This window comes from Flavobacterium sp. (assembly GCF_044349645.1).
Classification (GTDB): domain Bacteria; phylum Bacteroidota; class Bacteroidia; order Flavobacteriales; family Flavobacteriaceae; genus Flavobacterium.
Map to the genome: position 1 here is coordinate 1 of NZ_JBIKQP010000013.1, position 20,010 is coordinate 20,010.

Genomic DNA, 20,010 nt, shown 5'->3' on the forward strand with positions numbered 1-20,010 from the left:
TAATATCGATGTTTAAACCAATGGTTTTTGCAGAATCAATAGCCATCAAAACTCCAGAATAAAAATCCAAAGTCATGTTTAGAAATTTATCTTTTTTAAGTTTGGATGGAAGTGTATTTATGGTATCATTCTCAATTTTTGAAATGTTGAAAGGCAATAAAAAAACCAGCTCTTTTTTGCTACTTGCAGTTGACTTAATAAGTGTTGAAAGTGGTTTGTCAAACAGCGGTTTATTTGCAGAAGCAACATTTATATCAGCCAAAGATTTATTAGGAATAACCAAATTTTGTCCGGCTTTCAATCCTTCGCTTATCAGTGTTGGATTGGCATTTTGTAATTCTTCAATTGAAACGGAATATAATTTTGAAATACTATAAAGTGTTTCTTTAGGCGCTACTAAATGGGAATTGTCAGTATTTGCCAGAACTGTTTTAGCATTTGGAATAATTATAATTGAATCAAGTTGAATTCCGTTTTGAGCATCCGGATTCAGACTGAAAATTTCTGATGGAGTACAATTGTATTTCTGAGCAATTTGAGTAATAGTTTCTCCTTGAACAACTTTGTGTTTTCTATAATTTTGTGCATTTAATGCAAATGAAAATAAGGTTACGAAAACTAAAATTGCTTTTTTACACATCGTTTTATTTTAAATAAATTGGATTATTCCCACTCAATTGTTGCAGGTGGTTTTGAGCTAATATCGTAAACTACTCGATTTACACCTGGTACTTTATTAATAATATCGTTGGAAACTTTCATCAAGAAATCATAAGGTAAATGAACCCAGTCAGCAGTCATTCCGTCTGTAGATTCAACGGCACGAAGCGCTACAACTTTTTCATAAGTACGCTCATCTCCCATAACACCCACACTATTTACGGGAAGTAAAATTGCGCCAGCTTGCCAAACTTTATCATACAATCCCCAAGATTTCAAACCGTCAATAAACACAGCATCAACCTCTTGCAAGATACGAACTTTTTCTGAGGTGATGTCTCCTAAAATACGTATTGACAATCCTGGCCCAGGAAAAGGATGACGTCCTAGTAACGCTTGATCAATTCCTAATGTTGCCCCTACTCGTCTTACTTCATCCTTGAAAAGCATTCTCAGTGGTTCTACAATTTTTAATTTCATATAATCGGGTAAACCACCCACATTATGGTGTGATTTTATAGTCGCAGAGGGCCCTTTTACAGAAACGGATTCAATTACATCAGGATAAATTGTTCCTTGAGCCAACCATTTTACGTCTTCAATTTGGTTCGATTCATCATCAAAAACTTCAATAAAAACTCTACCAATGGCTTTTCTTTTAAGTTCAGGATCTTCAATTCCAGCTAATGCATTTAAAAATCGTTTTGAAGCATCTACGCCTTTAACATTTAATCCCATTCCTTTGTATTGATCCAATACATTTTCAAACTCGTTTTTACGTAACAAACCATTATTTACGAAAATACAATATAAGTTTTTTCCAATAGCTTGATGCAATAAAACCGCTGCAACAGTAGAATCTACACCGCCAGAAAGCCCCAAAACTACTTTGTCATTTTGCAACTTCGTTTTCAATTCAGAAACCATTTCACCAACAAATGCGTTTGGAGTAAATGTTTGAGGAACATCGGCAATTTTAACTAAGAAATTCTCCAACATTAATTTCCCATCTGCAGAATGAAAAACCTCTGGATGGTATTGAATTGCATAGGTAGTTTCGCCTTCAATTTTGTAAGCAGCAAATTCAACATCATTGGTACTAGCCAACTTTACTCCGTTTTTTGGAAGAGCTTTGATACTATCGCTATGACTCATCCAAACTTGAGAATTTTCAGAAACGCCATCAAAGAAAAGTTCATTTTCTTTAATAAAAGTTAAATTTGCTCTTCCGTATTCTCTAGTATTTGACGAAGCTACTTCTCCACCACTAAAATGAGCTAAATATTGTGCTCCATAACACACCGCAAGCATCGGTAATTTTCCTCTAATTTGAGATAAATCTGGGTGTGGCGCATCTTCAGAACGAACTGAAAATGGGCTTCCACCAAGAATTACCGCTTTATAACTTGATAAATCGCTAGGAAAATTATTGTATGGAAATATTTCGCAAAAGATATTTAATTCGCGAACTCTTCTTGCAATAAGTTGTGTGTATTGCGATCCGAAATCTAAAATAAGTACGTTGTGTTGCATGTGCAAAAGTAAAGTTGTGTGTTATGTTGTTGTTTAATGAATAGTTATCGAAAAGCAACTATCATTTTAAAGGGCAAATTTAGGAAAATAATATTAGAAAATTAGAATAAACTTATAGCTTAAAATAGAAACTTCTTCGATTATATGAATATCAATATCATTATTTAGTATATCGAATTATTTTAAAATAAAATTAAAGTTATATTGCTTTAGTGATACTATTAATAAAAAAATATCGTTATTAAAATTAAAGAATTATCACTGTAAAAAATTAATTATTTTTATAGCTACTTTAGAAAAAAATATTGAAATTTGTAAACTTACTAAACCTAAACAAAAACTATGTTTTTAAATTTTTTCCTACAATCTACAACTGTCGCTTCAGACACTCTTGCTATCGCTGCTGCAAATGCAAATACGGTTCCTGTTACTACAGATTCAGTATCTTATTTAGATTTTCTTCTTAAAGGTGGAATAATGATTATTCCAATTATCTTATTGCTATTCTTTTGTATTTATGTAATTGTTGAAAGATATTTATCCATTAAAAAAGCTACAAAACAGGACGAAAACATGATTAATGATGTTAGAATCCAACTAAAATCGGGTAAAATCGATAACGCCATAATGATGTGTGGTCGCGGAAATACTGCTTCGGGAAATATTATTAAAAGTGGAATTTCAATTATTGGAAGACCAATTAGCGAAATTGAATCGGTGATGGAAAAAACTGCCAATGTCGAAATTGCAGAAATGGAAAAAGGGTTGGGATATTTAGGATTGATTTCAGGAATTGCTCCAATTTTAGGTTTTATTGGAACCATTTCAGGGGTTATCAAAATATTTCATACCATTTCAAACACTGGAAATTTAAATATACAAACCATTTCGGGTGGTTTATATGAAAAAATGATTAGTAGCGGCGCTGGACTTGTGGTGGGTGTTATCGCCTATTCGGCTTACCACTTATTCAACATGATGATTGATCACTTTTCATTGAAAGTTCAAAAACAAACATTAGAAATTATTAACGTAATTCAACAACCATAATATGGCAATTAAAAGAAATAAGCGATTTCACGCGGAAATTCCTACGTCTTCACTGAGTGATATTATGTTCTTTTTGTTTTTGTTTTTTCTAATTATATCAACATTAGCAAATCCAAACGTTATTAAATTGACGTTGCCAAAAGCAGCATCAAATGAAAGTACGAACAAAGACCATATTAGTTTATCAGTAACAGAGGATAAATTATACTACATTGACAAACAGGAAGTTGCTTTTGAAAATTTAGAACAGATGTTACTTGAAAAAACTTCAATTTCTGGTGATAAAACGGTAGTTCTTAGAGTTCCAGCCGATAACAAAGTGCAAGATTTAGTTGATTTAATGCAAATTGGCGTTAAATTAAAACTGAATTTTGTTATAGCCACCTCAAAGTAATTTTCTATGTTTAGAACTTTATTATTAATTGCAATCGGAGGAGGAATTGGGAGCGTTTTTAGATATTTGACGGCAATTATTGTTCAAAAATATTACGCATCCGTTTTTCCATTAGCAACTTTAATATCCAATGTTCTAGGTTGTTTTTTAATTGGAATTGCTATTGCTTTATTAGAAAAAAACGATTTGGTAAACTCCAATATTAAATGGTTTTTCATAACTGGATTTTGTGGTGGATATACTACTTTCTCCACATTTGGTATAGAAAACATTAACTTACTTCAAAATAACCAAACTGGATTAGCTTTACTTTATATCGGTTTAAGCATTACTACTGGATTATTTGCTGTTTGGTTAGGGCTAAATATTGCAAAATAAATTTGGTAAGAACTTGTTAAATTGTTTCTATTTTGTCAAAAAAATGTAACTTCGCAACCTATGAAAAATTTTGACATCAATAAGATAAAATCGCTTTTATCAAAACCTAAAAAAATAGTAATTGTTCCTCATCGAAATCCAGACGGAGACGCGATGGGATCAACACTAGGTTTGTATCACTTTTTGTTAAAATTAAACCACGAAGTTGTAGTAATTTCTCCTAATGAATTTCCGGATTCTTTAAATTGGCTTCCTGCCTCGGAAAAAGTATTGATTTTTGAAAAACAAAAAGTAGATGCGACTAGAATTATCAATGAAGCCGATATAATTTTTACTTTAGATTTTAATGCGCTTCATCGCGTGGGAGAAATGGAAATTGCTTTACAATCAGCTGATTGTCCTTTTGTAATGATTGATCATCACCAAAAACCCGATGATTATGCCGAATTTACCTATTCAAATACCGATTTTGGTTCAACCTGTGAAATGGTTTATAATTTCATAGAATTTTTAGAACAAACATCACTAATCGATAAAACTATTGGAACTTGCTTGTACACAGGAATATTAACCGACTCCGGTTCGTTCAGATATCCTAAAACTACAGGCAGAACCCATAGAATTGTGGCTGAATTAATCGATTTAGGCGTTGAAAATACAAATATTCCAAATCTGCTTTTCGATAATAATTCTTATAATCGTCTTCAATTACTTGGTAGAGCTTTGCAAAATATGAAAGTGATGGAAAAATACCATACTTCTTATATAACTTTGTCGCAATCAGAATTGGATGAATTCCAACATGTTAAAGGCGACACTGAGGGAATTGTAAATTATGGATTAACAATAAAAGGCATTGTGTTTACCGCAATTTTCATTGAAAATAAAGAAGAAAATATCATTAAAATATCTTTCCGATCTCAAGGTAATTTTGATGTGAATCAGTTTGCGAGAGATCACTTTAGTGGTGGGGGACACATCAATGCTGCTGGTGGAAAATCAGATTTGTCATTACAAGAAACTATCAATAAATTTGAAGAATTAATAACTCAAAATATAAATTTAAATGAAACTAATTAAGAATATAATTCCTTTATTTATTACTGTTTTATTCGTTTTGAGTTGTAGTCAACAAAAAGCGAGAAGACCAATATCTGAATCATCAGGGACTTTTATGAGAGAATCTGCAGATAGAAATAAAAAACTAATTGCTTCGGAGGAATCAAAAATAGATTCTATTATAAAGAGTAACCCTGAAGCTAATTATATCTCTTCAAAAAAAGGATATTGGTATGTTTATGAGAGTAAAAATGACCAAGATACATTACGACCTCGAAAAGGAGATATTGCTTACTATAATTATGAAATTAAAGATTTAAGAGGAAATATTATTTATTCTGAAATGGAATTAAAACCACAAGAATACCATGTGGACAAAGAACAAAAAATAATGATTGGTTTGCGCCATGGAATTAAGTTAATGCACAAAAAAGAGAAAATCACTTTCCTATTCCCATCTCATGTTGCCTTCGGATACCACGGTGATGAAAATAGAATTGGAGCAAATCAACCTATTATTTGTACGGTAACCTTAAACGATTTTAAACCCGAAGATAGTAAACCCGCACAACAAAAATAGAATAAAATGAAAAAGAGAATTGGCTTATTATTTATACTTATTTTATCTTTTATTTCATGTAAAGATGAACACAGCAATTTAAAAGATGGATTGTATGCAGAAATTGAAACCAATAAAGGAAATATTTTGGTTCAACTAGAATATGAAAAAACTCCAGTAACTGTTGCAAATTTTGTTACCCTAGCCGAAGGAAATAATAGCTTTGTTAGCGAGGAATTTAAGGGAAAGCCATTTTATAATAATGTGAAATTTCACCGTGTAATTGCAGATTTCATGATTCAAGGTGGAGATCCATTGGGCGACGGAAGTGGAGATACTGGTTACAAATTTAAAGATGAAATTACCGACCTAGTATTTGACAAAGGTGGTTTATTGGCAATGGCCAACTCTGGACCAGGAACCAATAGTAGTCAGTTTTTTATTACCCATAAAGAAACTCCCTGGTTAAATGGCTTACATACTATTTTTGGTCATGTCGTTGAAAACGGTATGGAAACCGTAAACGCAATTGTTCAAAATGACGACATAAAATCAATTACAATTATCAGAAAAGGAGAAGCTGCTAAAAAGTTTGATGCTGTAAAAGTTTTCAGTAATTTCTTTGCAAATGAAGAGCAAACTCTGAAAAAGCAAGCACAAATTGATGCTCAAAATAAAAAAATATATCTAGAAAAATATAAACCTATTATTGAAGCTAAAATTGCCTATTTCAACAAATTAAAAGAAACATGCTACACAACCAGAAGCGGATTGCAATTTGCGATAATTAAAAAAGGTAATGGAAAAAAACCAGTTGAAGGAGCTGATATTTTTATTAATTATGCTGGTTTTTTAGAGGACGGAACTTTATTCGATACAAGTATAGAAAAAGTGGCTAACGAATTCGGAAAACTCGACAAACAAAGATCGCTAGCAAAACAATACATCCCAATTCCTTTTCAAGCCGGTAAAAAAGAAGGAATGATTCCAGGATTTATTGAAGGAATTGAAAATATCTCTTACGGTGACAAAGCTGTATTGTTTATTCCTGCAAACTTGGGATATGGCGAAGCTGGAGCAGGAACTGTGATCCCACCAAATGCGAATATCATATTCGAAATTGAATTATTAGAAAATAAGCCTAAAAATTAAATTGGGAATAAACCTGAAATCCCAGCAGAAAGCAAAAAAGTAAGGATATTATTAAAATAAGATAAAATGAAATTTAAAGTATTATTTTTAATGTTATTTGGAATTACAACTTCCATCTATGCACAAAAAGTAGCGAAAGTGGTTGGAACAAAATCACCTTCAACTTCAGTTCAAAAACCAAAAACAAATTCTAATGAAGGAATCTTTGTAAACTTTGAAACTTCAAAAGGTAAAATTGTATTACTACTAGAACACAAAAAAGCGCCTGTAACAGTTGCTAACTTTATTTCATTGGTAGAAGGAACAAATACTTTCGTTTCTGATGAGAAATTAAAAGGAAAGCCATTTTACAACGGATTAAAATTCCATAGAGTAATTAAAGATTTCATGATTCAAGGTGGGGACCCTGCCGGAAATGGTTCGGGTGGTTCAGGATATAGCTTTAAAGATGAATGTCTTCCTGAATTGATTTTTGATAAAGGCGGAATTCTTGCAATGGCAAATTCTGGCCCTGCAACTAATAGCAGTCAATTTTTTATTACTCACAAAGACACACCTTGGTTGAATGGAAAGCACACTATTTTTGGTCATGTTGTGAGCGGAATGGATGTGGTAAACGCAATTGTTCAAGACGACGTAATGCAAAAAGTAACTATTACAAGAGTAGGCGCTGATGCAAAAAAATTCGATGCCCCTAGTGTATTTGCAAATTACTATTCAAATAAAGCTAGTGACGATGCTAAACAAGCAGCAATTCAAGCTGAAGCAAAACGTGTTTACAATGAAAAATATGCTCCTGTAAAAGCAGCTAGAGTTGCTGAATTAGCAGCAATTAGAGCGACAGCAATCAAAACCGAATCCGGTTTAGAATACAACATCATCAAAAAAGGGGCTGGAGTAAAACCTACCGATGGAGCTAATATTTATATCCATTATGCTGGTTATCTTGAAGATGGATCTCTTTTTGACAGTAGCTATGAGGAAGTGAATAAAATTTATGGCAAATTTGATAAAAACAGAGCCGATCAAAATGGATACCAACCATTCCCTTTTCAATATGGTAAAAAAGAGGGTTTAATACCTGGATTTATTGAAGGTTTGTACAAATTATCTTTTGGAGATAAAGCAGTAGTTTTCATACCCTCAAAATTAGGTTACGGGGAAAGAGGTGCTGGAAATGTTATTCCGCCAAGTGCAAATATTATTTTTGAAATTGAAATGTTAGAGGGAATTCCTCCTCCAGTTCCAAACGAAAATAAATAATATAACTTATTTCAAATAAAAAAGGTGTTCGATTAGAACACCTTTTTTATTAAATCTATTTTGCATTATCCTTTAAATTTCCAGTCAAATTCATCTTTATCATTGATGATGGCACCAATTTCAAATTTTACAACCTCATCAAATTCCGTTTGAAAAATGATCCAATTGTCTTCATTAAAATAGTTCTCAAAAGTATCAAATTCTTCCTGAGTGAATTTTGTAATTCCTTTAGTAACCAATTGCGATTTTACTTCACTAATTTTTTTACCAATGAATTTATTTTCAAACAGTTCCATTTCAGGACTTGAAGCAACAATATAACCCAATTTAAAGTCTTCTTCCATATAAAATGTAAGTCGCATTTTTAGTGAATTATAAGAAAAAATAACATTATCATCTTCGTCTTTATAGTCTCTATTGGGTTTCCCATAAATAGCAATTATATCGTTTTGTTTCATTCCGAAAACGAGTTGATCTATTCCGTGTTTTAAATTAATTTTCATAGTTTATTTTTTTATACACTACTCTACTCCATCATACCGCTCTGGCACTTGGGGATCGTATAAAGGGCATTTGAATTCTTCTAAAGCTCCAACCAAAATATCCATATCTGAACCTTGGGTACCATAGCAATCTATTTTAATACTTTGCGAGGTAGCGCGAACATGGAAAGCACCTGGACCTTTGTTATTTTTCCAACTATTCTCATCCACACGCTCCCATTTTGAAAAAAGAGAATTGATTCTGTTGACGATTACCGTTGTGGGAAGTTCTTCTAATCCTTCGAGATATTGTTCTTCAGAAATAGCTTCGTATACCAAATGATTATTAAGATAAATTCCTTCTTTATAATTCCAAAAAACGAGTTCGTACATAGAAAGGGTATAAAGTTTAAGGTTTAATAGTTCTGAAAATAGTTAATTTATTAATATTCAAAAACACCGTATTCGCTGGTGATGGTGAGTTTTTTTACCTCGGACGATTCTACTCTTCCTACAATTTGCGCCTCTACGTTAAACGACTTGGAGATAGCAATTACATCATTTGCAACAGCTTCAGGAACATACAATTCCATGCGGTGACCGCAGTTAAATACTTGATACATTTCTTTCCAATCGGTTCCTGATTGCTCCTGAATTAATTTAAATAATGGTGGTACCGGAAATAAATTGTCTTTTATCACGTGAACATTATCAACAAAATGAAGCACTTTAGTTTGCGCTCCACCACTACAATGAACCATTCCATGAATTGTATCTGAGTTGTACTTTTCTAATAGCTTTTTGATAATTGGAGCATAAGTACGCGTAGGCGAAAGCACTAATTTTCCTGCATCTATAGGGGAATTTTCGACGGCATCGGTTAATTTAACTTTACCTGAATAAACCAATTCGTTTGGCACAGCAGCATCAAAACTCTCAGGATATTTATTGGCTAAATAATGATCAAAAACGTCATGCCTTGCAGAGGTTAGTCCATTACTTCCCATTCCGCCATTGTAACCATTTTCATAGCTTGACTGACCAAAAGAAGCCAATCCAACAATAACATCTCCTGCCTGAATATTGGCATTATTAATTACATTACTGCGCTTCATTCTAGCCGTAACTGTTGAATCTACAATGATTGTTCTCACAATATCACCCACATCGGCAGTCTCACCACCAGTAGAATGTATGGTAACTCCATAGGTTTTTAATTCGGAAATTAATTCTTCTGTACCGTTGATAATTGCTGAAATTACTTCTGAAGGAATTAGGTTTTTATTTCTTCCAATGGTTGAGGACAGCAAAATATTATCGGTTGCTCCTACACACAACAAATCGTCAATATTCATAATTAATGCGTCCTGAGCGATGCCCTTCCAAACAGAAATATCTCCTGTTTCTTTCCAATACAGGTATGCCAAAGATGATTTTGTACCCGCTCCGTCAGCATGCATTATCAAACAATATTCTTCGTCTTGGGTTAAATAATCAGGGACAATTTTACAAAAGGCTTTAGGGAACAAACCTTTATCAATATTTTTAATAGCATTATGAACGTCTTCTTTTGATGCGGAAACACCACGAAGAGCATATCTTTTACTTGTATCTGAGCTCATTTTTTGTTGTGTAGTTGTTTGCAAAGATAATCGGAATTTTTGGAAGTGAAATTACGATTGGAAAATTTATTTACTCAAAATCATAATCTCTACTCGACGATTATCTTCTTCTTCTTGTGCCGATTTCTCAGGTATAGGGTGAATTGGTCTTGTAGTTCCAAATCCTTTGAAAGACATTCTGTTTTTATTGATTCCGTTTTTAATTAAAAACAACCATACCGCTCTTGCTCTGGAAGGAGATACATCATAAACCCCTGGACTAGTTTGACAACAAATGTGACCTTGGATTTCAATTTTCAATTTTGGATTGTCGTTCATAACACAAAGTAATTCATACAATACCGGCTCTGAATTAGGTAACAACCTAGCTGAATTATTGAAAAAATAAATATTATTAAGTTTAATATGATCTCCTACATTAGAAGTTTTCAAGGAATTATTTAACTCTTCTAACTGTAGTTGTTCTTTCGTTTTTGGTTCTGGGACTTTGATTATTTCATAAATAACAGTAACTTTTCTATTCTCCGATTGAATTTTCGATTGCTCAAAATCTTTACCAAAACCTTTAATTTCATAATCTGGTTTAATTTTTACATTTCTCTCTTTTAAAAAATCATGAACTGTTTTAACCCTCTTCCACGATAAGGAATCATTATAAACACTAGTCCCCTTCCAATCGCAAAAACCATATATTTTTTTAACCTCAATATTTTTTGAAGAAGCCACCCAATCAATTAATTTTTGATTGGCACCCATGTTGATGTCATATTTATCAAAATCAAAGAAGACCTCCAATTTTTCTTGTGCTGCTATATTACAAAAACAAAAAAGCAGCATTACATATAATAGTTTCAACTTCATTATTCTAAATTGATGTTTAAATACAATCAAAGTTATGATATTTTTTGTTTAAATAAAAACCTGATCTTTATGATTGAACTAAGTTCATTTGTAATAACTTCAAAAATCGATTTTTATTATTTAGTAAATAACAACTCTCTGTATTTTGTTAATGTCCAAATTTCATCATCAACTAGTAACTCCAACTTATCACAGTGCTCTCTAATTACCTCGAAGTAAGGTTTTACTTTATTACAATATGCATAGGCCATTTCTTGAGCATCACTAAGGGTGTTGGCCTTTTTTCTGGCGTTGGTCATTTCTTCAACTTTAGAATTAATTCCCTCAATGTGCTTGGAAATTTCTTTAATCAATCGAATTTGCTCTTTGGCAATTTTCTCAAATTCCGAACCGAAAATTTCTTTTAAACCTTTAACATTTTCAATCAAAGTATTTTGGTATCTAATAGCTGTTGGAATTACGTGATTTAAAGAAATATCTCCTAATACACGCCCTTCAATTTGGATTTTCTTAGTATATTCTTCTAATTCTATTTCGTAACGAGCTTCAACCTCAACGTGATTCATGATTTTCATTTCTGAAAATAAATCCAAGGCTTGTTTTGATGCTCTTGCTTTTAGGGCCTCAGGGGTGGTTTTAAAATTACTCAATCCGCGTTTTGCCGCTTCTTTTTCCCAAGCATCGCTGTATCCGTCTCCTTCAAATAATATGTTTTTCGAAACCTTAATATATTCTCTTAATACATTAAAAATAGCATCGTCTTTTTTCATGCCTTTTGAGTCAATCAATTGGTCAACTTCGACTTTGAAATCTTTCAATTGTTTCGCCACTATCGTATTTAAAGTTGTCATCGCGTTAGAACAATTTGCTGATGATCCAACCGCTCTAAACTCAAATTTATTTCCTGTAAACGCAAATGGAGAGGTTCTGTTTCTATCTGTATTATCCAAAAGTACATCTGGAATTTTTCCTACTACATTCAATTTCAGTTCGGTTTTTTCCTCTGGTGATAATTTCCCAGTGGTTACGCCTTCTAACTCTGCTAATACTTTCGTTAATTGATCTCCAATAAATACCGAAATAATTGCTGGCGGTGCTTCATTGGCTCCTAACCTATGATCATTACTAGCTGTAGCAATCGATCCTCGTAATAACGCTTCATAATCATTAACGGCCTTAATCGTATTAATAAAGAAAGTTAAAAACTGCAAATTACTCATCGGAGTTTTACTCGGACTCAATAAATTCACACCTGTATCTGTTGCTAGTGACCAGTTGTTGTGTTTCCCAGAACCGTTAACTCCCTTGAATGGTTTTTCATGAAATAATACTTTTAAATCGTGACGCTCACTCACTTTATTCATAACATCCATCAACAAACAGTTGTGATCTACGGCAAGGTTAGTTTCTTCAAATATTGGTGCTAATTCAAATTGGTTGGGTGCAACTTCATTATGACGGGTTTTTACAGGGATTCCAAGCAACATACATTCTTGCTCTAAATCTCTCATGAAGGTCAAAGCACGCGTTGGTATGGAACCAAAATAATGATCGTCTAATTGTTGTCCTTTTGCAGAAGTATGTCCTATTAGTGTTCTACCGGTCATCATTAAATCAGGGCGTGAATTAAATAAAGATTTGTCAATCAAGAAATATTCTTGCTCCCATCCCAATGTTGCAGTTACCTTTTTTACATTTTTATCGAAATACTTACATACATCGGTTGCAGCCTCATCCATCGCAGATAAAGCACGTAATAAAGGAATTTTATTATCTAATGCTTCTCCAGTGTAGGAAATAAATACCGTTGGAATACATAAAGTTGTACCGTATATAAAAGCTGGAGAAGTAGGATCCCAAGCAGTGTAACCTCTAGCTTCAAATGTATTTCTGATTCCTCCATTAGGAAAACTTGAAGCATCCGGTTCTTGCTGTACCAACTGTGCTCCACCAAATTTTTCTACTGGATCACTTCCATCATAAGAAGTTTCAAAAAACGCATCGTGTTTCTCCGCAGTTGTTCCTGTTAATGGTTGAAACCAATGAGTGTAATGAGTTACGCCTTTGGTCAATGCCCATTCTTTCATTCCCATGGCAATATAATCGGCTAATTTTCGGTCAATTTTCGAACCAAATTGAATAGCATCTTTAACGGCCTTATAAGCATCGGAAGTTAAAAACTGCTTCATCGCTTTGTCGTTAAAAACATTCGAACCAAAAATGGTCGACTTTTTATTGGTTTCTTCAAACTTAATACTCGTTCTATTCGATGCTTCTTTAAGAGCCTGAAAACGTAAATTTGCCATACAATTTGGTATTTAAATTAATAAATCAGTTCATTTCTTTACAAATATATAAAATGTTGGAATTAAAAATGCCTGGAAATATCAATTAACATTAATTTTACATAAAAATACTCTTTTTTTAACTACACCCCCCCTATATAATAGTTTTTAACCGAAAAAATATCATTGTTAATAAATTACACCCCCTAAATTTTAGGAGTATTGAAAATATTATTTATTTTTGCATCATAATTAATAACTTAATTACTAAAAAAACCATGGCAAAAATTAAATTAGAGTACATTTGGTTGGATGGATACGTGCCAACGCAAAATTTAAGAAGCAAAACTAAAGTAGAAGAACATGAAAATTTTCAAGGTACTTTAGCTGAAATCGGAAATTGGTCATTTGACGGTTCCTCTACAAAACAAGCTGAAGGTGGTTCATCTGACTGTTTGTTGGTTCCTGTTGCTATTTATCCAGATCCTGCAAGAAAAGATGGTTGGTTAGTAATGACTGAAGTTATGAATCCTGATGGTACTCCTCACCCTTCAAACGGTAGAGCTACTATTGATGATGATGGTGATTTTTGGTTTGGATTCGAGCAAGAATACTTTATCATGGACCCTAAAACTTTATTACCATTAGGTTTTCCTATTGGTGGTTATCCTGCTCCTCAAGGAATGTACTACTGCTCTGTAGGTGGGAAAAACACTCACGGAAGAGCACTTGTTGAAGAACATGCTGATTTATGTATTGCTGCAGGTATCAACTTTGAAGGAATTAACCAAGAGGTTGCATGTGGACAATGGGAATTCCAATTGTTTGCAAAAGGAGCTAAAAAAGCAGGTGATGAAATTTGGGTTGCCCGATATTTATTAGATCGATTAACAGAAAAATACGGTTACTATATTGAATACCACCCTAAACCACTTGGTGATACTGACTGGAATGGTTCTGGTATGCATGCTAACTTCTCTAACGAGGTATTAAGAACTTGTGGAGATCAAGCAACTTACGAAAGAATTTGCGAGGCATTCCGTCCAGTAACTAAAGAACACATTGCAGTTTATGGCGCATTCAACGAACAGCGTTTAACTGGTAAACACGAAACAGCATCAATTAATGATTTCTCTTATGGAGTGTCAGACAGAGGTTGCTCTATTCGTATTCCTTTAATGACCGTTCAAAAAGGATGGAAAGGTTGGTTGGAAGATCGTCGTCCAGCTTCAAACGGTGATCCTTACAAAATTGCTGCAAGAATTATCAAAACAGTTAAATCTGCTTTATAATATAACTTGAACAACTACAACAATTAAAAGTGCTTTCAGAAATGAGGGCACTTTTTTTTTTATTTTACCATATAAGACATATAAGCTAAAGGCTTTAAGCCGTAGGCTATATACTAAAAGCTAAATACTACTAACTAAATCTTTCAATCTTTCTATCTTTTAATCTTTCAATTTATTTTTCAATTGTATTAAAAAACGCGCAATTTTTAATACCTCGGTAATAAATATAATTACTACGTTTACCAAAATTACAAACCATAAAATCAATTCTATGCAGATATCCTATTTCCAAAATTGCAAAATTGCAATCCATACTTACATTATTCCTAGTCTATCCAATCGTAATTCCTTACTATTATGATTGATATAAAACGATATAACGGACAAGAAGAATTTAAAAAAACATTAATGCTACTTCCAAACGTTCCAACCAACAATGAAATGTCGGAAAAAACAGGTATGTCTAAAGGAAGTATTTCCAATATAATGAATGGGAAAATTTCTCCCTCTAAAAAATTTATAGACAAATTCAAAAACGGATTCAATTTAGTGGATTGCGATATAAAATACAATCCAACTGAAAACCCAGATGAGTTAAAAGACAAATTGATAGCGGTTTATGAAATTTCATTAAAATCAGCAGAATCAACCATTCAACTGTTACGCGATAAAATTGATCGTTTAGAAAAAGACAGCTGAAATAATCAACCATATAAGATATAAAAGGACATTTGAATTTCTAGAATATTTGTCATGCTGAACTCATTCTGCATCTAAATTGCAAATCCTTCACCGCTCCTACTACATTGGTATAGGTGTGGTGAGGATTTACCCCACAATGCCTTTTATTTCTGCGATAATTCTTAATGCCAAAGCATCGGCTTCGTCTTGAGTTTTGGCCTCAGTATAAATCCGAATTATAGGTTCAGTATTCGACTTACGAAGGTGGACCCAGTTTTCTGCAAAATCAATTTTCACTCCATCAATTGTGGTGATATCCTCTGATTTGTATTTTTCGGTCATAGCAACCAAAATCGCGTCAACGTCGATTTGTGGAGTAAGCTCAATTTTGTTTTTACTCATGAAATATTGTGGATAACTCGCACGTAACTCCGCAACGGTTTTCTCTTGGTTTGCTAAATACGTTAGGAATAACGCTACACCTACCAGACTATCGCGACCATAATGTAACTCAGGATAAATAATTCCACCGTTGCCCTCGCCACCAATAATAGCTTTGGTCGCTTTCATTAATTCTACCACATTCACTTCACCCACGGCACTTGCTTGGTAAGAACCATTGTGTTTATTGGTTATATCTCGTAAAGCTCTTGAAGATGACATATTAGAAACGGTATTCCCAGGAGTTTTACTCAATACATAATCCGCACAAGCCACCAAAGTATATTCTTCACCAAACATTTCACCATCATTAGATATAAAAGCCAAACGATCCACATCAGGATCAACAACAATTCCGAAGTCAGCTTTTTCTTCTAAAACCAATTTGCAAATGTCACCCAAATGTTCCTTAAGCGGTTCAGGATTGTGAGGAAAATGCCCGTTGGGTTCACAATATAATTTCACCACTTCAACCCCCATTTGTTCCAGCAATTTAGGAATAATGATTCCCCCAGAGGAGTTTACAGCATCAACAACGACTTTATATTTGCGTTTAGCGACAATTTCAGCATCTACCAAAGGCAGGTTTAAGACTTCGTCAACGTGAATATCCATGTAGGCTTCGTTTTCAGAAATTGTTCCTAAATCATCCACTTCAGAAAAAACAAACGATTCGTCTTCAGCGATTTTTAAGATCAATTCACCTTCGGCGGCACTTAGAAATTCCCCTTTATTATTCAATAATTTCAGGGCGTTCCATTGCTTCGGATTGTGAGAAGCAGTTAGGATAATTCCTCCATCGGCTTTCTCCAAAGGAACTGCGATTTCAACCGTGGGAGTAGTTGACAAACCCAAATCGATGATGTCAATTCCCAAACCAATTAAAGTATTGGTAATTAAATTGTGAATCATAGGGCCCGAAATTCTAGCATCTCGACCCACAACCACGGTTAATTTATCTTTATTACTATTATTTTTAAGGAATGTTCCATAGGCCGAAGCAAATTTCACCGCATCAACTGGTGTTAAATTATCACCTACTACCCCACCGATAGTGCCACGAATTCCTGATATTGATTTTATTAAAGTCATGATTAAATATATTTATGCAAATATAATAATTTGATATAGGTTTACAGATTCATTTGGAATAAAATTCATACTTTCGTGGAATGAATTTTCTTGCGCACATTTACCTTTCGGGATCCTCGGATTTGATAAAAATTGGCAACTTTATGGCCGATGGAGTTCGTGGTAGCCAATACCTAGCTTATGATTCTGAAATTCAAAAAGGGATTATCCTACACCGCGCCATAGATACTTTTACAGATGCTCATCCAATATTTCGAAAATGCACCAAACGATTGCATTCTGAATACAACCATTATTCTGGAGTTATTGTCGATTTATTTTTCGATCACTTTTTGGCTAAATATTGGAACACCTATTCTGAGGAACCTCTTGAAAGTTATGTGGAAAATTTCTATACATCGTTGACCGCTTATGAAAACCATTTAACCGAAAAAACGAAGATGATGCAACCCTACATGATTGAGCAAAATTGGTTATTAAATTACAGATCTATTGATGGAATTGAAAAAATACTTACGCAAATGGACCGACGTACCAAAAACATTTCGATGATGCGAAATTCTGTAACCGAATTAAAACTTTATTATTCGGAATTTGAAGAAGATTTCATCTATTTCTTTGAAGAACTAAGAGCATTTTCTTCAAAAAAATTACTTACTTTGTAAATCGAACTTTTTAATAACACAATGAGTTTTATTTCCCAACTAGAAGCTGCTTTCAAACAAAAAAGAAACGAAGAAAATGCATTTCAAATGAAAAAGTACATGAAAAACTTGTTTTCATTTTATGGTATAAAAACAGATGAAAGAAGAGTAATTTTTCACGATTTACTAAAATCAAACCAACAAGAAATTTCTGAAAATTTTAGAGAAATCGCTTTGACATTATTGAAAAAAGAATTTCGTGAATTGCATTATTGCGGGATTGAAATTCTGGTTAAAAATTTGAAAAAAAACTACCAAAAAGACGATATTAAATTGATAAAAACCTTTTTGATAACGAATTCTTGGTGGGACAGCGTGGATACTATTTCGAAATATCTATTGGGGCCGTATTTAATTGAATTTCCAAATGAAACTGAAAACGTGATAGAACGCTTTTCAAATTCCGAAAATATGTGGCTGAATCGAAGTGCTATACTTTTCCAATTGGGCTATAAAAAGAAAACCAATTACGAATTGCTATTTTCAGAATGTGTAAAACACGCTCAATCAAATGAGTTTTTTATACAAAAGGCAATCGGCTGGGCATTAAGAGAATACGGAAGCGTAAATCCAGGTTTGGTATTAAATTTTGTAAACAATACCGATTTGAAACCGTTGAGTAGAAAAGAAGCCATAAGAAAATTGATATAATAATTTAATAATATAATAATATAATAAAAGTAATTTCGAAAATTACAAAACATAATGCTGAAAAAAATCTTATTTAAATTGGAATCTGCTGTGGGCTGGGCACAATCAAAACTGACAGAAAAACAGTTTATTTTCATGTCGAGTGTATTGGTTGGAATCTCATCGGCTGTAGCTGTAATTATTTTAAAGAGTTTTGCGCATTCGGTATTTTCATTTGCAACAGAAATCAACGGAATTTTAAAATTGAGTTTCATTAATAGTATTTTACCAATTATAGGAATACTCTTGACATTATTTGTTGTAAAACGACTTTTAGGCGGAACAATTGAAAAAGGAACTTCTCAAATTTTATATGCTGTAGCAAAAAAATCGAGTATTATTCCGAAAAAACAAATGTACGCACAAATTGTAACCAGCTCGTTAACAGTTGGTTTAGGAGGTTCTGCTGGTTTGGAAAGTCCCATAGTAATTACAGGCGCTGCTTTTGGATCTAATTATTCACAACGGTATAAATTAAGCTATAAAGACCGAACTTTATTAATTGGTTGCGGAGTTGCGGCAGGAATTGCATCGGCATTTAACGCCCCAATTGCAGGTGTATTATTTGCAATAGAAGTGCTTTTAGTAGATGTAAGTATTTCAGCATTTACGCCTATAATGATTTCCGCTGCAACTGGAGCTTTAATATCAAAAATGATATTAGACGAAAGCATCTTATTGAATTTTGATCAAAAGCAAACTTTCAATTACCATTTTACCCCATACTACATTGTACTAGGAATATTTACTGGGTTTATTGCGGTTTACTATTCTAGAAATTTTCAAAGGGTGGAACACTTTTTCGGAAGATTGAAATTGAGTCCGTATAAAAAAGGAATTATTGGTGCGTCTTTACTAGCAATAATCATTTTTGTATTTCCAACATTATTTGGTGAAGGTTATGAAAGTATTCGAACTTTATCAGAAAATGATCCTGGACAATTATTGGAAAATACGCTTTTTAGCGATTTCAGAGACAATAGCTGGGCGTTATTAATTTTCGTTGGCGCTACAATGTTGCTGAAGGTATTTGCAACAGGAATTACAATTGGGAGTGGAGGAAATGGAGGAAATTTTGCTCCTTCCCTATTTTTAGGTTCGTATACCGGATTTTTCTTTTCGAAATTGATCAATTTAACTGGGTTTACCAAGTTACCAATAAGTAATTTTACAATGGTGGGAATGGCAGGAATATTAAGCGGATTGTTTCATGCACCCTTAACTGCCATTTTCTTAATTGCGGAAATTACAGGTGGTTACGACTTGATGATACCGCTTATGATAGTTTCTTCGATAAGTTTTGCTATTTCAAAAAGATTTGAAAAACACTCTTTGGATGTAAAAAATTTAGCGAGAAAAGGAAATGTATTTACAAGTAATAAAGACACCAATATTTTAGCCACTTTGGATATAAATACAATTATTCAAACTGATTATTTGACCGTAAAATTGGAAAATAATTTATTGGCTTTGGTTCAAATGATATCCAACTCCAATCAAGTGGTTTTTGCGGTCGTTAATGACGAAGAGGAATTAATTGGTGTGATTTATTTTAATGAAATTCGTGACATCATATTCAGCGATTTCAAGGTAAAATACACTCCGATAAACGAAGTTATGCATCCTCCGAAAGAAATTATCTACCCAACAGATAGCATGGAAACGGTAATGGATAAATTTGAAAAATCCGAAGTTGTTTTCCTTCCTGTATTAAAAAATGGAAAATACCACGGATTTATCTCTAAATCTAATGCGCTTGAAGCCTATCGAAGTATGTTAAAAACAATGACAATTGAGTAAATTGATGTTCAA

At 33.2% G+C, this 20,010-nt stretch carries 20 protein-coding genes; 12 read left to right on the forward strand and 8 right to left on the reverse strand.

The window, feature by feature from the left end:
* Together AC9UFV_RS04090 and guaA are read right to left on the reverse strand one after the other, a co-directional pair.
* The coding region (locus tag AC9UFV_RS04090) for a LysM peptidoglycan-binding domain-containing protein (RefSeq protein ID WP_509573059.1) at window positions 1-640 on the reverse strand (640 nt) is incomplete at its 3' end.
* Between the two features lie 23 nt (window positions 641-663).
* Entirely contained in the window at window positions 664-2,193 is a 1,530-nt protein-coding gene (guaA, locus tag AC9UFV_RS04095) for a glutamine-hydrolyzing GMP synthase (RefSeq protein WP_509573061.1), read from the reverse strand.
* A gap of 342 nt (window positions 2,194-2,535) precedes the next feature.
* Here guaA and AC9UFV_RS04100 point away from each other — a divergent pair, with 342 nt between their 5' ends.
* The 7 genes from AC9UFV_RS04100 to AC9UFV_RS04130 all read left to right on the forward strand — a co-directional run bounded on the left by AC9UFV_RS04100 (window position 2,536) and on the right by AC9UFV_RS04130 (window position 8,048).
* Window positions 2,536-3,243: a MotA/TolQ/ExbB proton channel family protein gene (locus AC9UFV_RS04100; protein WP_509573063.1), complete on the forward strand. Its 708-nt coding sequence runs from the start codon at window positions 2,536-2,538 to the stop codon at window positions 3,241-3,243.
* Between the two features lies 1 nt (window position 3,244).
* On the forward strand, window positions 3,245-3,637 hold the full coding sequence (locus AC9UFV_RS04105) for an ExbD/TolR family protein (RefSeq protein ID WP_509547172.1): 393 nt from the start codon (window positions 3,245-3,247) through the stop codon (window positions 3,635-3,637).
* A 6-nt stretch (window positions 3,638-3,643) separates the two neighbouring features.
* Window positions 3,644-4,015 (forward strand): fluoride efflux transporter CrcB, encoded by a 372-nt coding sequence (crcB, locus tag AC9UFV_RS04110; protein WP_509573065.1) that lies wholly within the window; start codon window positions 3,644-3,646, stop codon window positions 4,013-4,015.
* A 60-nt stretch (window positions 4,016-4,075) separates the two neighbouring features.
* Complete coding sequence (locus AC9UFV_RS04115; RefSeq protein ID WP_509573067.1) at window positions 4,076-5,095, forward strand: DHH family phosphoesterase; 1,020 nt, start codon at window positions 4,076-4,078, stop codon at window positions 5,093-5,095.
* Window positions 5,082-5,654 carry a gliding motility-associated peptidyl-prolyl isomerase GldI gene (gene gldI, locus AC9UFV_RS04120; protein ID WP_509573070.1) on the forward strand — a complete coding sequence of 191 codons (573 nt, stop codon included), beginning with the start codon at window positions 5,082-5,084 and terminating at the stop codon, window positions 5,652-5,654. The genes AC9UFV_RS04115 and gldI overlap by 14 nt, the downstream gene beginning before the upstream one ends.
* Window positions 5,655-5,660: 6 nt before the next feature.
* Window positions 5,661-6,785 carry a peptidylprolyl isomerase gene (locus AC9UFV_RS04125; RefSeq protein ID WP_509573072.1) on the forward strand — a complete coding sequence of 375 codons (1,125 nt, stop codon included), beginning with the start codon at window positions 5,661-5,663 and terminating at the stop codon, window positions 6,783-6,785.
* Window positions 6,786-6,851: 66 nt separating this feature from the next.
* Window positions 6,852-8,048 (forward strand): peptidylprolyl isomerase, encoded by a 1,197-nt coding sequence (locus AC9UFV_RS04130; protein WP_509573074.1) that lies wholly within the window; start codon window positions 6,852-6,854, stop codon window positions 8,046-8,048.
* Between the two features lie 65 nt (window positions 8,049-8,113).
* On the opposite strand, the gene AC9UFV_RS04135 is transcribed toward AC9UFV_RS04130, so the two are convergent.
* From AC9UFV_RS04135 to AC9UFV_RS04155, 5 genes are all read right to left on the reverse strand, one after another.
* Window positions 8,114-8,551 carry a hypothetical protein gene (locus AC9UFV_RS04135; RefSeq protein WP_509573076.1) on the reverse strand — a complete coding sequence of 146 codons (438 nt, stop codon included), beginning with the start codon at window positions 8,549-8,551 and terminating at the stop codon, window positions 8,114-8,116.
* Window positions 8,552-8,569: 18 nt separating this feature from the next.
* The gene (locus AC9UFV_RS04140; protein WP_509573078.1) at window positions 8,570-8,923 is read right to left on the reverse strand and encodes a hypothetical protein; all 354 of its coding nucleotides are present in this window, start codon (window positions 8,921-8,923) and stop codon (window positions 8,570-8,572) included.
* A 50-nt stretch (window positions 8,924-8,973) separates the two neighbouring features.
* Window positions 8,974-10,152, reverse strand: a complete 1,179-nt coding sequence (locus AC9UFV_RS04145; protein WP_509573080.1) for an AIR synthase related protein — start codon at window positions 10,150-10,152, stop codon at window positions 8,974-8,976.
* A gap of 66 nt (window positions 10,153-10,218) precedes the next feature.
* A complete protein-coding gene (locus AC9UFV_RS04150; protein WP_509573082.1) occupies window positions 10,219-11,013 on the reverse strand; it encodes an OmpA family protein in 795 nt (264 codons plus the stop codon).
* 116 nt (window positions 11,014-11,129) lie between these two features.
* The gene (locus AC9UFV_RS04155; RefSeq protein ID WP_509573084.1) at window positions 11,130-13,319 is read right to left on the reverse strand and encodes a glutamine synthetase III family protein; all 2,190 of its coding nucleotides are present in this window, start codon (window positions 13,317-13,319) and stop codon (window positions 11,130-11,132) included.
* A gap of 257 nt (window positions 13,320-13,576) precedes the next feature.
* Between AC9UFV_RS04155 and AC9UFV_RS04160 the strand changes: the two genes are divergently transcribed.
* Window positions 13,577-14,590 (forward strand): glutamine synthetase beta-grasp domain-containing protein, encoded by a 1,014-nt coding sequence (locus AC9UFV_RS04160; protein WP_509573086.1) that lies wholly within the window; start codon window positions 13,577-13,579, stop codon window positions 14,588-14,590.
* A gap of 357 nt (window positions 14,591-14,947) precedes the next feature.
* Complete coding sequence (locus AC9UFV_RS04165) at window positions 14,948-15,289, forward strand: helix-turn-helix domain-containing protein (RefSeq protein WP_509573088.1); 342 nt, start codon at window positions 14,948-14,950, stop codon at window positions 15,287-15,289.
* 129 nt (window positions 15,290-15,418) lie between these two features.
* Here AC9UFV_RS04165 and glmM read toward each other — a convergent pair whose 3' ends face one another.
* Window positions 15,419-16,804 (reverse strand): phosphoglucosamine mutase, encoded by a 1,386-nt coding sequence (gene glmM / locus AC9UFV_RS04170; RefSeq protein WP_509573090.1) that lies wholly within the window; start codon window positions 16,802-16,804, stop codon window positions 15,419-15,421.
* A gap of 80 nt (window positions 16,805-16,884) precedes the next feature.
* Here glmM and AC9UFV_RS04175 point away from each other — a divergent pair, with 80 nt between their 5' ends.
* Genes AC9UFV_RS04175 through AC9UFV_RS04185 form a run of 3 tightly spaced genes read left to right on the forward strand, consistent with a single transcriptional unit; the run spans window position 16,885 to window position 19,998 of the window.
* Complete coding sequence (locus AC9UFV_RS04175) at window positions 16,885-17,469, forward strand: acyl carrier protein phosphodiesterase (RefSeq protein ID WP_509573092.1); 585 nt, start codon at window positions 16,885-16,887, stop codon at window positions 17,467-17,469.
* A gap of 21 nt (window positions 17,470-17,490) precedes the next feature.
* Entirely contained in the window at window positions 17,491-18,159 is a 669-nt protein-coding gene (locus AC9UFV_RS04180; RefSeq protein ID WP_509573094.1) for a DNA alkylation repair protein, read from the forward strand.
* A 54-nt stretch (window positions 18,160-18,213) separates the two neighbouring features.
* The gene (locus tag AC9UFV_RS04185; protein WP_509573097.1) at window positions 18,214-19,998 is read left to right on the forward strand and encodes a chloride channel protein; all 1,785 of its coding nucleotides are present in this window, start codon (window positions 18,214-18,216) and stop codon (window positions 19,996-19,998) included.
* Window positions 19,999-20,010: the final 12 nt, after the last annotated feature.